Annotated in this window: 16 protein-coding genes; all 16 read right to left on the bottom strand. The window is 48.7% G+C overall.

Annotated features, from left to right (window positions below; all coding sequences use genetic code 11):
- The gene (locus T487_RS0114515; RefSeq protein WP_031577856.1) at positions 1 to 453 is read right to left on the bottom strand and encodes a cupin domain-containing protein; all 453 of its coding nucleotides are present in this window, start codon (positions 451 to 453) and stop codon (positions 1 to 3) included.
- A gap of 16 nt (positions 454 to 469) precedes the next feature.
- Positions 470 to 1,585, bottom strand: coding sequence for an ethanolamine utilization protein EutH (eutH, locus tag T487_RS0114510; protein ID WP_031577854.1), 1,116 nt, complete (start codon positions 1,583 to 1,585; stop codon positions 470 to 472).
- Between the two features lie 11 nt (positions 1,586 to 1,596).
- A complete protein-coding gene (locus T487_RS0114505; RefSeq protein ID WP_031577853.1) occupies positions 1,597 to 1,890 on the bottom strand; it encodes a hypothetical protein in 294 nt (97 codons plus the stop codon).
- Positions 1,891 to 1,909: 19 nt separating this feature from the next.
- Positions 1,910 to 2,455, bottom strand: a complete 546-nt coding sequence (locus T487_RS0114500) for a BMC domain-containing protein (RefSeq protein ID WP_031577852.1) — start codon at positions 2,453 to 2,455, stop codon at positions 1,910 to 1,912.
- Positions 2,452 to 3,789, bottom strand: coding sequence for a 4Fe-4S dicluster domain-containing protein (locus tag T487_RS0114495; RefSeq protein WP_031577851.1), 1,338 nt, complete (start codon positions 3,787 to 3,789; stop codon positions 2,452 to 2,454). Before T487_RS0114495 ends, T487_RS0114500 begins: the two co-directional genes overlap by 4 nt.
- Positions 3,786 to 4,067, bottom strand: coding sequence for a EutN/CcmL family microcompartment protein (locus T487_RS0114490; RefSeq protein WP_031577850.1), 282 nt, complete (start codon positions 4,065 to 4,067; stop codon positions 3,786 to 3,788). The genes T487_RS0114495 and T487_RS0114490 overlap by 4 nt, the downstream gene beginning before the upstream one ends.
- Positions 4,054 to 4,683 (bottom strand): hypothetical protein, encoded by a 630-nt coding sequence (locus T487_RS16525; RefSeq protein WP_143004599.1) that lies wholly within the window; start codon positions 4,681 to 4,683, stop codon positions 4,054 to 4,056. Before T487_RS16525 ends, T487_RS0114490 begins: the two co-directional genes overlap by 14 nt.
- 26 nt (positions 4,684 to 4,709) lie before the next feature.
- Positions 4,710 to 5,492: a hypothetical protein gene (locus T487_RS0114485; RefSeq protein WP_031577849.1), complete on the bottom strand. Its 783-nt coding sequence runs from the start codon at positions 5,490 to 5,492 to the stop codon at positions 4,710 to 4,712.
- 69 nt (positions 5,493 to 5,561) lie between these two features.
- On the bottom strand, positions 5,562 to 5,849 hold the full coding sequence (locus T487_RS0114480; protein WP_031577848.1) for a BMC domain-containing protein: 288 nt from the start codon (positions 5,847 to 5,849) through the stop codon (positions 5,562 to 5,564).
- 60 nt (positions 5,850 to 5,909) lie between these two features.
- Positions 5,910 to 7,376 (bottom strand): acetaldehyde dehydrogenase (acetylating), encoded by a 1,467-nt coding sequence (locus T487_RS0114475; RefSeq protein ID WP_036909590.1) that lies wholly within the window; start codon positions 7,374 to 7,376, stop codon positions 5,910 to 5,912.
- Positions 7,373 to 7,966, bottom strand: coding sequence for a BMC domain-containing protein (locus tag T487_RS0114470; protein ID WP_036909587.1), 594 nt, complete (start codon positions 7,964 to 7,966; stop codon positions 7,373 to 7,375). Before T487_RS0114470 ends, T487_RS0114475 begins: the two co-directional genes overlap by 4 nt.
- Before the next feature lie 20 nt (positions 7,967 to 7,986).
- Complete coding sequence (gene eutL / locus T487_RS0114465; RefSeq protein ID WP_031577845.1) at positions 7,987 to 8,640, bottom strand: ethanolamine utilization microcompartment protein EutL; 654 nt, start codon at positions 8,638 to 8,640, stop codon at positions 7,987 to 7,989.
- Between the two features lie 20 nt (positions 8,641 to 8,660).
- Positions 8,661 to 9,521 carry an ethanolamine ammonia-lyase subunit EutC gene (gene eutC, locus T487_RS0114460; RefSeq protein WP_031577844.1) on the bottom strand — a complete coding sequence of 287 codons (861 nt, stop codon included), beginning with the start codon at positions 9,519 to 9,521 and terminating at the stop codon, positions 8,661 to 8,663.
- A gap of 16 nt (positions 9,522 to 9,537) precedes the next feature.
- Positions 9,538 to 10,902, bottom strand: coding sequence for an ethanolamine ammonia-lyase subunit EutB (locus T487_RS0114455; protein WP_031577843.1), 1,365 nt, complete (start codon positions 10,900 to 10,902; stop codon positions 9,538 to 9,540).
- 17 nt (positions 10,903 to 10,919) lie between these two features.
- Entirely contained in the window at positions 10,920 to 12,350 is a 1,431-nt protein-coding gene (eutA, locus tag T487_RS0114450; protein WP_031577842.1) for an ethanolamine ammonia-lyase reactivating factor EutA, read from the bottom strand.
- A gap of 147 nt (positions 12,351 to 12,497) precedes the next feature.
- Positions 12,498 to 13,907 (bottom strand): sensor histidine kinase, encoded by a 1,410-nt coding sequence (locus T487_RS0114445; RefSeq protein WP_031577841.1) that lies wholly within the window; start codon positions 13,905 to 13,907, stop codon positions 12,498 to 12,500.
- Between the last annotated feature and the right edge of the window lie 2 nt (positions 13,908 to 13,909).

Genomic DNA, 13,909 nt, shown 5'->3' with positions numbered 1-13,909 from the left:
CTACTCCTGTTCTGCCCAATCGGCAGGATATGTAACATACAAAAATCTGGTTTTGCCTGGTGCGACGAAGGAAATGGAGCTGCCTTTGGGAATGAAGAGGATGTCTCCTGCCTCTCCCCGGATGACTGCATCTCCAATTTTGATTTCCAGTGCCCCTTCGATGATATAGTCCACTTCATCATACTGGAGAGTCCAGGGAAAACTGGACTCCTCCATTTCCATGATGCCCGCCATAAGACGTGGACTTTCTTCTAAGGTCATCACATCAGACAGAAATACTTTCGTGCCTGGTTTTCCTGTGTCAAAGGGTTCCGGTCTTACGCTTCTTCCCTTCACCACAAGAACGCCGCTCTTTTTGTCCACACATTTGTCCATGGGCTTCTTTTCTACACCCATTTGCTCCTGGAGCACCTTACGGATGACGGCTTCCAGCTGTTCCTGACTGATTTGCATATGGATCCCTCGCTTTCTAAGACTCCTTCACATCGGATTCATTAGGCAGAACCTCTGCTTCATTTTTAGGTGTAAGCATCATGGCCAGAATCACCGCTGTGATACCACCCACAAGCTTACCGACGACCATTGGGAAAATCATATCACGGTTGACACCTGCAGTGAATCCCAGATGGTCACCGAACACAAAAGCTGCACTGACTGCGAAAGCGGTATTGATGACTTTACCTCTGTTGTCCATATCTTTCATCAATCCGAACATTGGAATATTATTCGCAAGTGTTGCCACCATACCTGCTGCAGCCACATCTCCCATGCCAAGAAGTTTTCCAGCGGCCATAAGAGGCTTCTTGAAGACTTTTGTAATCACGTGAACCATAGGGAATGCTCCAGCAAGAGTAATGGCGATGGCTCCAACAATCTGAATACCATCAGAGATTGGGGCCATACCTGGGATAACAACAAATCCTGTGAGTGTTTCGATGATGATGGCTGCAGTGGCGATGGTGATGACTATGACAACACCCTGACCAAAACGGTTGAAGCCGCTGATCATCTTATTGGGCATTTTCCAGAGCCCCACCGCAATGAGTGCTGCTACAATAATAATTGGTACAAGATTTGCAACAACCATACCAAGACTGAATCCAGCTACAAGTCCACCAACGAAGGATCCAATAGGAATGGTGATGATACCGGCTAGGATACCTTTGGCAAGATAAGGATGGTCTTCTTTTTTAATGATGCCCAGAGCTACAGGAATGGTAAATACGATGGTAGGTCCCATCATTGCGCCTACAATAAGTCCAGCAAAAAGTCCTGCTTCCTGGGTTTTTGCCAGCTCCATGGCCAGAGGATATCCGCCCATATCATTGGCAAGAAGAGTGGTGGCGAACATGGCAGGGTCTGCACCAAGGAAGGTGTAGACAGGTTCGATGATGGGCCCGAGAATTTTAGCCAGAACAGGTGCGATGGAAACCACACCCACCATGGCAACGGCCAGAGTACCCATGGCCATGATACCTTCATCAAATTTCTCACCAAGTCCGAATTTGTTGCCGATGATCTTGTCTAAAGCACCCAGTGCCATGAAGACCACCATGATGTAAATAATAATGGTACTGATATTCATTTTTATCCCCCCTATTTGTTACGTAGTATCACAGCGATTTTTTCTGCAAGTGCCGGGTCTGTGACTGAAAATTCCTTCGTGAGAATCCGCTCAATACGAAGGGCAAGATCCTCTTCCTTCACGCAGGGACATTCCTCCTTTTTTTCGACGGACACTTCTTCTCCATAGACAATGCGGATCTGCTTTTCTCTCAGATAATCCATGGCTCCAGGAGTCAGAATGGTCCCCTTTGCAGCCACGAAGCACTTTTCATCCGGTGTCAGAAGTGTTCTCAGATTTTCCTTTGTAACGAGACATTTTTTCATGGTGTACCCTCCTAGTCTCTTACAGTAATGCATCATAGAGCTCTTTGGTCGGTGATGGAATCACCACAGACTCCAGAAGAAGCCCTTCTTTGGCAGAGATACGCTTCCCTGCCTCAATGGCAGCTTTCACAGACCCCACATCTCCTGTCAAGGTCACAAAAGCTTTACCGCCGATGGCCATACCCAGCCGTATTTCTATGAGCTGGACAAGACCTGATTTTACAGCAGCATCCGCCGCGGACACTGCGCTGGTGAGGGAATAAAACTCCATGACACCAAGGGCATCAAAAAACTCTACATCCTGAAAGCCTTGAACGCTGCGGATGGTCTGTGGATGAGCATTGGCTAGAACCAGACGGTCCACCACATACTGTTTTCCCACTGCCTCTCCCGCTTCCACGGCAGATTTCACTGCGCCCACGTCCCCTGTGACAAGAATCATGTATTTTCCCGGACAGGCTGTCTTTGCGGTGATGAGTGTAACGTCTCCCGCTTTTACCATGGCGTCGCAAGCTTCAATGCCTCTGCAGATGCTGGTGAACTCCAGCATACCGATTGTTTTCATGCATTTTCCCTCCTTTCCCGCACAATCGTGATGGCGTCGTCCACTGCGGTGACTCTGCCGGTGATGGATGCATGCACTCTGGATCCAAGATCTGTCATTGGAAGATCTCCGATGAGTGCGCCTTTCTCCACAAAGTCCCCTACTTTCACACAAGGCACAGCAGGTTTCCCGATATACTGGCCCAGTGGGATTCTCACTTGATCCGTTTCAATTTCCATATAGGTAGGTTTTCCAAGATCATAATATTTTCTGATATCCAGTCTTGAAAGCAGCCTGTCCACTGGAACGTAACGGTTTTCTCTTTCCGGCTGCACCGGACCTGTTTCAAAGCTCATCCGGATGCCGTTTTTTCTCAGTTCCTGTTTCAGGAACACATTGACGATTCTTGGAGAGATATTCATGGGGCAGGCAAAGAGCTCGCATATGCCGCACTCGCAGCAGAGAAGAGCCTCCGCAAACCGCTCATCATACACATCATGGATGCCAAAGGCACGCATGATCTTATGGGGATGCAGCGGATGACCGATGAGATATCTCGGGCAGTACTGGGTGCAGAAACTGCACTGGATACAGGCTGCCCTGGTTTCATTTTTGATGGCGGTGAGAGACTTGGTTCCTCTTTGCACCAGAGCATGATGCTTCGGCACGATGAGAATCCCTCCTGTGGTTTTTCTGACCACCACATCTTTGGCCTCTTCCTGGGTCACGAATTTTCCCATCATGGGGCCACCCGTGAGAATCATATACTCCTTCAGGGTGCTGCCTCCGGCTCTTTCAATGACTTCTGAAAGGGTCATGCCCACAGGCACTTTCAGGACCTTCGGTTCTCTCACTTCACCCGTGACTGTCAGGTATTTATCCGTCACAGGAATGCCATTCTGGGCATCATAGATACTTTTCATGGTGGCGATGTTGGAGACGACAATGTCCACATGAAGCGGAATCCCTCCTGCAGGCACTGCTTTCTGAAAGGCCTCGTAGATGGTGATCTGCTCATCCCCTGCAGGATAGAAGTTCTCCATGGAGAAAATTTCAATGTCATAGTTTTTGTCCTTGATTTCCTGCTGAAAAAGTCCGATGAGATCCTCATATCTTTTTTTCGTGGCCAGCACCGCGCGCTCCGCTTTCAGGAAAACCTTCGCCGCCTGAATGGCCGCGAGCATTTCTTTATAATAGTTTTCCATCTGAAACTTATCCGTATAGAGCAGAGGTTCACATTCAGCACCGTTGATGAGAAGATACTTGGGAGAAGCCGCATATTTGATGTGGGCAGGAAACCCCGCTCCACCTTCTCCTATGACCCCTGCCAAGTAGATATTTTCAAGAAAGCTCAATTCCCATCACCTGCCTCCACTTCCACTTCATCAATGATTCCCACAATGGTGGCGTCCACAGCCATATCTTCCCGTCCGAGAATCTTTCTGGCAGAACTTCCACTAACCACAATGACAAGCTCACCAATGCCTGCTCCCACAACATCTGCGGCAACAATGGCCTTGGATGTTTCTCCTGTCCGGGGATCATAGGGACTGACAATTAGAAGCTTCAGTCCGTTCAGTGAGGGCTCTTTTTTGGTGGCCCAGACATTCCCCACCACTTTACCTGTCAGCATGGTCTTTTCCTCCTTCCTTCAGCACAGTACAGATGCCATATTCTTTCATGAGATCCTTCGCTAGAGGGGTGATCAGTGTCTGTTTTGTCACACAAATCGTCTTTTCCCCTTTTGTGATGGTGCTCTTCACTTCCCTTTCTGTCACAAGGTTTCTTCCGCTGCTTTTCCCTGCCTCAGGGGCTCCCTTTTGTCTCTTCTCTTCATAGACGAGAAGCACTCCATAGCTTTTCAGGGTCTTCACTGCATTTTCATAAAGATCAAACAGTGTTTTTTTACAGGTTTCTTTGTTTTTGACATGGGCTAGGCTTTCCGGCTCCAGATACACAGGCTTCCCAGCCATGAGCCATTCCATCACCGGTCCCAGACATCCGTTCTTTCCTTCTGCAAGAAGCATCAGTTCATCCGGTGTCAGGTCCTTGAGTACCAGGGCATCCGGTGCATCCTCTTCTCTGAAGCTCTTCGCAAATAATACATCATAAGCATCCGAAAAGCGGTTTATGATGTTTTCACAAGACGCAGCATCTCTGGAAAGCACCATCATTTTCTTTTTCATCTTATTCTTCTCTTCCAATGCTTTCAGTTCTTCCAGCACCTTCCGGATGATCTCTTCCATCATGGCTGCCTCCTCCTTTCCACTAAACTTCACTCTCCCTGCCCGTACTGGGCAAGAAGCATCAGATAATATACTGCACTGGAAAGTCTGTTGAGGCTCTCCACAATGTCGTTTCTATGGGTTTCCAGCTCTTCCTTGAAGGCTTTCACCGCAATGATTTCCACTTCACGGACCCTGGTTCTCAGACAGTTCAGGTGGATCACAGCCGGTCTTTCACCACCGGTGAGAACCAGATGCCCTCCACTGAAATAGTCACTGGGTCTGTGGGTGACTCTTCTTACTTCTTCATAGTCCATGCCAAGGAGTTCAAAACTTTTGAGAGGTTCTCCAAGCACTTCTGCCCGCATGATTTTCCGAAGATGAAGATACGCATCCTTCAGCCCTTTATAAAGACGCTCGTCTTTCTCATGATTTAGAAGAAGCATTCCACGCAGGAACTCTGCTTCCAGAGAGTCAATCCGACCTCGGAACTCAATCCTCGGGTCGTCTTTATAGACCAGAAGATTTGCATAAAGCTGGGTCATGGCTTCGGGCTTTTTGCTGTAATATTCCCCTGTATAGAAATTTTTGTATTTCTTGGGATCCTCAGGCGCATTGGAAGTGGCCTCTCTTTCATGCACCGGATGGGGCACTTTGTGGATGGCTTGGGGCTCCTTCATTGCTTCCTCCTGGCTCACAATGAGCGCCACACCCTTCTCCTTCAGAAATTCTCTGGCGGAAGGGGTAATCACTTCATCTTTTCCAGCAATATACTCTTTGAATTTTCCACTTTTCCATTTTGTCCGAAGTTTTGATTCGGTCAGTACGGCCATTTCTTCACATCCTTCCTTTGTGAACCCGGGGACCGCAAAAGCGGTCCCGTTTCACAGTTTTTGTGTGAATTAGATCTCCTGTTTCTTTGGAAGAATGAGTTCCACTTCCTGATGAGGTCTTGGAATCACATGTACAGAAATCAGTTCCCCTACTCTTTCCGCTGCTGCTGCGCCGGCATCGGTTGCTGCCTTCACTGCGCCTACATCTCCACGTACAAGAACGGTCACAAGTCCTCCACCCACATGCTCTTTTCCGATGAGTGTCACATTGGCTGCTTTAACCATAGCATCTGCTGCCTCGATTGCTCCAACGAGTCCCTTTGTTTCGATCATTCCTAGTGCGTTTGTGTTTGCCATTTTCATTTCCTCCTAATTTTAACTTCTTCTTATTTTTTTGTTTTGATACCAGGTTTTCATTTACTTTGTCATTTCCCGAAGGATTTTGCGGACCACTTCTTCCAGGTCCAGATCACTGGATGGGCTCGAAGAAGACTTGTCTAATGCTTCCGCACTCTTTATCACATCTTCCACTTCTCTCACACCGTAAGCCATTCGGCGCACATCGATGAGATTCAGTGGCGAGATGTTGTCTGAGGTGGCACTGCCGCCAATGGCTCCGCAGCCAAGGGTCAGTGCAGGCATGAGATTGGTGGTGGCGCCAACGGCTCCATGGGTGGTGGAAGAGTTGACGAGGATTCTGGATGCGGGTTTACGAAGGGCGAACTCTCTGATGATGGATTCATTATTGGAATGGATCCCTAGGGAGTGTCCTTCTCCACCATATTCCAGAATCTCTATGCACCGGAGACAGGCTCTTTGCCAGTCCGGTTCCACATAAAGAGCCAGAAGTGGTGAGAGTTTTTCTCGGGAGAATGGGTAATCCTTACCCACGCCCATTTCTTCTGCCAAGAGCACTTTTGTGTCCGGCGGCACTTTCAGCCCCGCCATTTCAGCAATCTCCAAGGCAGACTTTCCAACGATTTTTGTGTTCAGCGTCCCCCGTGGTGTCTGCACCACAGGATCCAGAAGCTTTTTCTCTTCAGCGCTGAGATAGTAGCATCCCGCTTTCTGAAGCTCTTTCAGCATAGGTTCAATGACAGCGCCTTCGATGACCACGGACTGTTCTGATGCACAGATGGTGCCGTAATCAAAGGACTTTCCCTGAACGATTCTCTTCGCGGCCAGCGCAAGATCTGCTGTTCTTTCCACAAAGACGGGCACATTTCCAGGTCCCACACCCAGGGCTGGCGTTCCAGAGCTGTAGGCGGCTTTCACCATGGCTGAGCCACCCGTGGCTAGAATGAGATTCACATCGTCATGTTTCATCAGGCCGTCTGTGGCTTCCATGGTGGGGGTGGAGATGCATCCTATGAGGTCTTCCGGCGCATGCTCCTCCTTGAGCACTTCTTTCATGAGATTCACCGCAGCCAGAATACATCCTTTGGCTGCTGGATGGGGGGAAAGCACAATGGCATTTCCCGCCTTCAGCGAGATGATGGCTTTGTAGATGGCTGTGGATGTGGGATTGGTCGAAGGCACAAGGCCTGCGATGACCCCCACTGGAATCCCGATCTCGTAGATTTTCTTTTCATGGTCTTCATGGATGAATCCTACGGTCTTCATATCTTTGATGCTTTCATAGAGAATTCTGGAAGCCACCAGGTTTTTCATGGTCTTGTCCGGCACATTTCCGTATCCGGTCTCTTCCACTGCCATTTTTGCCAAGGCTTCGGATTCTTTGTCCATCCGTCTGGCCAGAGCAAAGACCACCCGGTCAACCTCCGCCTGACTGTAATTCTTGAATTCTTTCTGCGCAGACTTTGCTTTTCTGACAAGATCCCGCATTTCCTGCAAGGATGCCAGATCCCGATCTAATACTGTCACGATTTACCCCTCCTTTCCTGCGCGGTGATGATTTCTTTCAGGAGTGTTTCCTTGTTTGCAAATTTGATCTGATTTTTCGGGATCCTCATGCCTTCCACCCCTCGGGCGATACGTCTGAGTTCCACTACTTTCAGCTTCTCCATCATGTCTTTTGTGAAGTTTTCCTGTTTCGGGAGAGGCTTCTCCATGATCTGGCTTCCCTCTTCTTCTATGGGTTCCAAAGGGCGCTCTTCTTCGCTTACTTCCTCTTCTGCAGGGAACGGTTCACTGTTCTTGTCTTCTTCTGGATCTTCCGGAGGAGGCTCTGGATCTTTTTCCTTTTTCAGAACCATAGGCCAGACTTCCTCATCCAGTCTTGGAATCACATGACTGGAAAGAAGAACCCCGAGCCTTTCTGCTGAGGCTGCACCGGCATCCACCGATGCTTTCACTGCAGACACTTCTCCTTGAAGAGTCAGGGTCATGATGCCGCCCTTCACCTTCACAAGATCCACCACATATACTTCTGCTGCTTTTAAGGCTGCATCCGCCGCTTCCACAGCGCCTACAAAACCATATGTCTCTATGAGACCAAGTGCGCTGTTTTTCATCTTTTCACCTTCCTATAGAACTAGTACTTTGTAGGCTGGTCGGCCACGAAACAGACAGCTTCCTGGAATGCATCACAGGCTGCTTTACAGGCGGATTGGCTTCCGGTGAGAAGACCGCCGCCAAAGTTCGTTTCCGATGGTGGGCCATAAAATGCGGCCATTTTCACATCAGCAGCTTTCAGTGCGGCATCCAGAGCATACATGGCTTCCAGTGGTGGTGCGATGAGATACGCAATGGCTTCGCCTTCTTCAATACCTGCCACCTGGGACAGATAGGACCCGGATCTTGAGATGCAGTGGGCATAGTAGGCGATGGTGTCATCTTCATTGGCGCTGTAGAACGCAGCTTCATTTTCGATGAAGTCCACGATGGCATTGAGCCCGCTTCTTACTTCTGCAGGGTTAGGTCCGGAGATGATGCCGATGACTTCACCAGCAAGCTTCGTATTGGCATTGGCTGCGCCACCATAGAAGGATTTCGCGTAGACCACCTTCACATCGGCTTTCTTTGTGGCTTCATCCAGGGCGGTATAGGAAACATCATCACAGTCGGATGTGAAGAGCCCAAGACTCATATGGCCCTCTGGAAGATTGAATTCTTTTACCATATCCGGATTCACATTGGGGATTATTTTCATGCTGAGTATGCTGGGTTGCAGTTTATCGTATTTCACGGTTTATTCCCTCCTTGTTCTTATAGATTGAGACCCACACCGGTCATTTTCTTTTCCAGCATGATCTTGATGAGTGAAGCGATATGTGCACCTGCTTCTGTGGCAGGGGTACCTTCTTTATGGATGTTTGATACTACAGTTCTCTTGGCTTCCGGAATTCCCGGATAGGCTCTGTAGGTCATATAGCAGCTCATACTCTCTCCAGTGGCAAGCCCTGGTCTTTCTCCAATGAGAAGGATGGTAAGTTCTGCATCCAGCGCCTGGGAGACCTCATCCATGGAGCCCACACGGCCGTACTTAATGAAAAACGGTGTCCCGCATTCAATGCCGTACCCTTTCAGTCCGCTCATGATGGCAGGAAGAATATCCTTGAGATTGGCTTCTATGGCGGTGGAGCTGAGGCCATCGGCAACGATGATCTGCACTCTTGGCTTGGCTTTCGCAATCTCTTTGATTTTCTTTGTGTTCTCTTCATCAAACTGTCTGCCGAGGTCTGGCCTTGTGATGTACTCTTCTTTGTCGTGAATCTTTGTCTGAACCATTGGCAGGTTCAGTTCTTTCAAAAAGTCCTCATCCACATGGGACCATACTGCATCCTGAGCCACCGCATGGTCTGCCCGGAATCGGAGAAGGGTCTCTGTGGTGTTTCTTGGACCTGTTCTCCAGATACCTACACGGGCTGGTGTTTTTTTCTTCAGCTTCATGTACTGGTCTCTGTTTTTGGGGTTTGGCACATAGAATACTTCCTGAATGGGTTTTGCGGTGATGTCGCGGATGGTGCCGTCATCCACAGGAGCACTCTTTTCTCCTGTGCTTTCTTCTTTGCCCATTTCTTTCATGACTTTTTCAATAACTGCTCTTAATTCCTGATCTGTAATCATTACTTGTTCCCTCCTCTCAATCCAAGAATATGGATGCATCTCCAGCGCGCTCTGTGAGTTTTCCATCCTTCAGGATGCCCATCTTTTCCAACCAGCATTCAAATTCTTTGATGGGAGAAAGATTGAGAAGTTCTCGCAGGCTAGGCCCGTCATGATAACTGGTGCACTGGTAGTTCAGCATGATATCATCACCGTTTGGGATACCCATGAAATAGTTGCATCCTGCGGTGGTGAGCAGTATAGCCAGATTCTCAATGTCATTCTGGTCTGCTTTGATATGGTTTGTGTAACAGGCATCCACACCCATTGGAATTCCAGTGAGTTTACCCATGAAGTGGTCTTCCAGACCAGCTCTTATGACCTGTTTGCTGTCATAAAGATACTCAGGTCCGATGAATCCTACCACAGTGTTCACAAGGAATGGTTTGTAGCGCTTTGCAAGTCCATAGCATCTGGCTTCCATGGTCACCTGGTCTGCACCGAAGTGCGCATCAGCAGAAAGCTCTGCGCCTTGTCCTGTTTCAAAGTACATGACGTTTTCTCCATGGCTTGTGCCATGTTTCAAAACCAGGGCTCTTGCTTCATCCAGCATGGCCACATCAATACCAAAGGCTTCATTTCCCTTCTGGGAACCGGCGATGCTCTGGAAAATCAGATCTGTTGGGGCTCCCTGCCTGACGGCTTCCATCTGAGTGGTCACGTGGGCCAGAACACAGGCCTGGGTAGGAATTTCCCATTTGTCCTTGATGGACTTGAAAAGCTCCAGAACTCTTTTTACATTGTCTACGGTGTCATCTACCGGATTAAGACCGATGACCGCATCTCCAGCCCCATAACTGAGACCTTCATAAACGGAAATGGCGATACCGTCCAAATTGTCTGTGGTGTGGTTGGGCTGCAGCCTGATACTGAGGGTGCCGTCCAGACCGATGGTGGTGTTGCAGGTGGCTGGCACGCGGATCTTCTTCGCTGCATAGATCAGGTCCATATTGCTCATGAGCTTTGCAACACTTGCCACCATTTCACTGGTCAGGCCTGCGCTGATTCTTCTGATCTTTCTTGGCGTTGCCTCGTAGCTGAGGAGCCATTCCCTTAGTTCTCCAACGGTCCAGTTTTTGATTTCGTTATAGATGGTTTCATTGACACCATCCTGAATGACTCTTGTGACTTCATCCTCTTCATATGGGACCACTGGATTGTTTCTAAGATCGCTGAGAAGCAGATGCGAGAGTACTTCCTTGGCTGCAACACGTTCTGTCGAATTTTCAGCCGCAATGCCTGCCAGCTGGTCGCCGGATTTCTCCTCATTGGCTTTTGCGAGGACTTCTTTCACAGAACCGAACTGATAGACTGTGCCGAACAACTTGGTTTTCAAATTCATGTGTTAATTCACCTCTTTCAATAATTGAATACTATGGTTTTAATAATGACCGATAATACAGATCCGTTTCCAATGGGTTTCCCAATGTCGATGTAATCGCCACTGGAGACCTTGATGCCATCCATGGAGATGATGTCCCTTTTCGTTTTCATTTGAAGCAGCATGCTCTGACCCAGAACTTTCCCAAGATCCTCCTCCACCAGAACGATGAAGGGCTCTTCGTCTCTATAGTGGTCTTCCAGTGCTTTTGTGATGATTCTTGCAAGGGTTTCCACCTCTTTATAGGGCATGTTCCGCTTCCCGTGAAGAAAGAGGGCAATGAGATCTTTCCCATCCTCCAGGGTGTACCAGGAGAGCTTTTCTTTTAGTATCTCCGGAAGATTCTCCGAAGCCTCTTCTTCTCTTGTGAGAGCAACAATGGGGAGATTCTTTATGGGAAACAGATTTCCCGTGAAAGTAATGGTGCTTCCACTGAGCTCCATCGTCTGGGTTCCAGCGCCCACCACCGTGGCCATGATGGTCTCCTTGGGCACCATCAGTTCCAGATGTCCTTTCTCAAAGCGTTTTCGTATGGCCCTTCCAAGAAGAATCCCTATGTCACCGTAGCGGTAGACTTCTTTCTCCTCTTCGTGGAAGTAGATATAATCGGAAACACCGCCAGAGAAGCTCACCAGCTCAATGGGAGTTTCCTTCCGGAGAAGTTTTCCTTTTCTGCTCATGGTAAGATCAAGATTTCTGGATTTTTTCAGGGTGATGGATTCAAAGAGCACTTCAGCCATGGCTTCCACCACGTCCCTAATGACCTTCTCATCCAGGACCATCCCCTCATAAAGCGGGATCTCTCTTTCTTTCGCAAGCTTCTGTATGCTCTCAGACACATAATCCACTCGGCCGGCGTCATCAAAATATATGAGTCTGCCTCCGATATCAAGACATGCTGTGTCCAAAGGCTCTCCATCTTTAAATACTGCGATGTTGGTGGTGCCGCCCCCGATGTCAAGATTCACCACATACTTTCCTTCCTTGTCGGATACCTGGGCTGCACCGCATCCCTTTCCAGCAAGGATGCCTTCCAGGTCCGGTCCTGCTGTGGCCACCACAAACTCTCCGGCAAAATGAACCAGGCTTTTCATGATCTTCTCCGCATTTTCCTTTCGTGCGGTTTCCCCGGTGATGATCACAGCGCCACTGTCCACATTCTCCGGATGTATGCCTGATTTCTCATACTCCTTTGCGATGATGGCCTGGAGTTTTTTCTCATCGATCTGAGTTCTGGACAGGAGAGGGGTAAAATAAATGTCTCCCCGATAGATCACCTCTTTGTCCACAATTTTGAACTCCGGCACTCTGGCTCCTGAAGCCATATTCTCCACCTGAATTTTCGAGAAGATGATCTGAGTGGTGGATGTGCCCACATCGATGCCTACGCTGACAAGACTTTCTCTCACATTGTGCTCCCTCCTTTTTCCTCCAAAGAAAAAGCCGCAAAAAAGCAAAGCGGTACTTCACTCTTTTGCGGCGCCTATGCCACAGTCTCTAAACACGTCATTGTGTTCTGCTTCTATATATACGGAAAACCAAACAGCGGTCTTCCATCAGGTATGCATGAAATCAAACCGGATATGGGTTCCCTGGTCTCCAGATTTTATGAGAAGGTCCCCTTTCAGTTTGTCTTTGATGAGCTGCTCCACGATGCTGAGACCAAGGCTGCCCATCTTTACTTTACTGGATTGAAATCCAATGCCGTCATCTGCCACGGTGACGACAGAGGCATATTCTCCCTTTTCAATGGTGATATAGATATTTCCTTCCGAACGTCCCACAAAGGCATACTCCACACAGTTCTGAACCAGTTCGTTCACCACCAGGGCGATGGAGGTGGCCTTTTCAGAGTTGATGGAGACGCTGTCTCCTCTCACTTCCACATTAAGATGAAAATGCATGGAGTTTGAAAAGAGCATGGCTCCTTTCACGATATTCGTGAGAATGTCCTTGATGTCCACATCGTCCACGCCGTTCTGAGCCAGAAGCTCATGGGTCACAGCGATGGACAGCACTCTGCTGATGCTTTCATCAAAGGCTTTTTTGGCGTTCACATCGGTGATTCTTCTGGACTGGATCCGAAGAAGTGAAGCGATGGTCTGAAGGTTGTTTTTCACCCTGTGATGGATCTCCCGGATGGCCACAGATTTTAAAATCAGTTCCTTTTCCTTGTTTTTCACCTCGGTGATGTCCCGCACATGGACCACAAGCCCAACTTCCTGATTGTTCTGCTTCATGATGGAGTACTTGATGTTCAGCGCCAGGCTTCCAATCCTTACTTCATCAATCTCCAGATATTCCTTGTCTCTGATTTCCTTAAGGGTGCTGCTGTCCAGCACCACATTGTCAAAATGCATGCCCACAAGATTGTCCCGGTATCCAAGAGACTCGTACAGCTTCTGCGCCCCTGGATTTGTATAGATGATGTGGCCCTGCTGATCTGCAATGAGAATCGCATCCGCCACATAGTTTGTGATATGATTTGCATTGTTTCTCGAGGCATTCTGAACCATCAGCGCCTGAGCCAGCTGCTCAGCGGTTTCCTGGAGAATCTGCATGTTTCTCTTGTCCGCATAGTCTCTTGTAACGTCCCGCTCCATGATGAGAACCCCTACGACTTTCCCGTCATACCGGATGGCCACCACATTCTGCTTCACAGCAATGTCTTCCTGGGTGATGGCTTTCAGTTCAAAAGTTGGAATGCCGATATCAAGGGTTCGTAAGGCGGCGGGCTCATTTTTCCGGTAGGCCAGCTGTCCCACTACAGTGTCCTGATACATGGAATGCTTCGCATTGGCTTCCGCCACCACGATGGCTGCATCCGGGTTTCTGGTCATGCAGTCGATGAAGATATCTGCATCCACCATCTCTGCGATGAGAGGAAGAAATCCTTCCAGAGCCTCCAGATAGGTGATTTCAGCATCACTGAGCTGTGTATGGGTTTTGCAGAGATTTCTCAGCATGA

Origin of the sequence: Proteiniclasticum ruminis DSM 24773, from assembly GCF_000701905.1 — a bacterium.
Classification (GTDB): domain Bacteria; phylum Bacillota; class Clostridia; order Clostridiales; family Clostridiaceae; genus Proteiniclasticum; species Proteiniclasticum ruminis.
The sequence above is the reverse complement of the archived record's forward strand: the minus strand, read 5'-3'. Positions and strand labels throughout refer to the sequence as shown.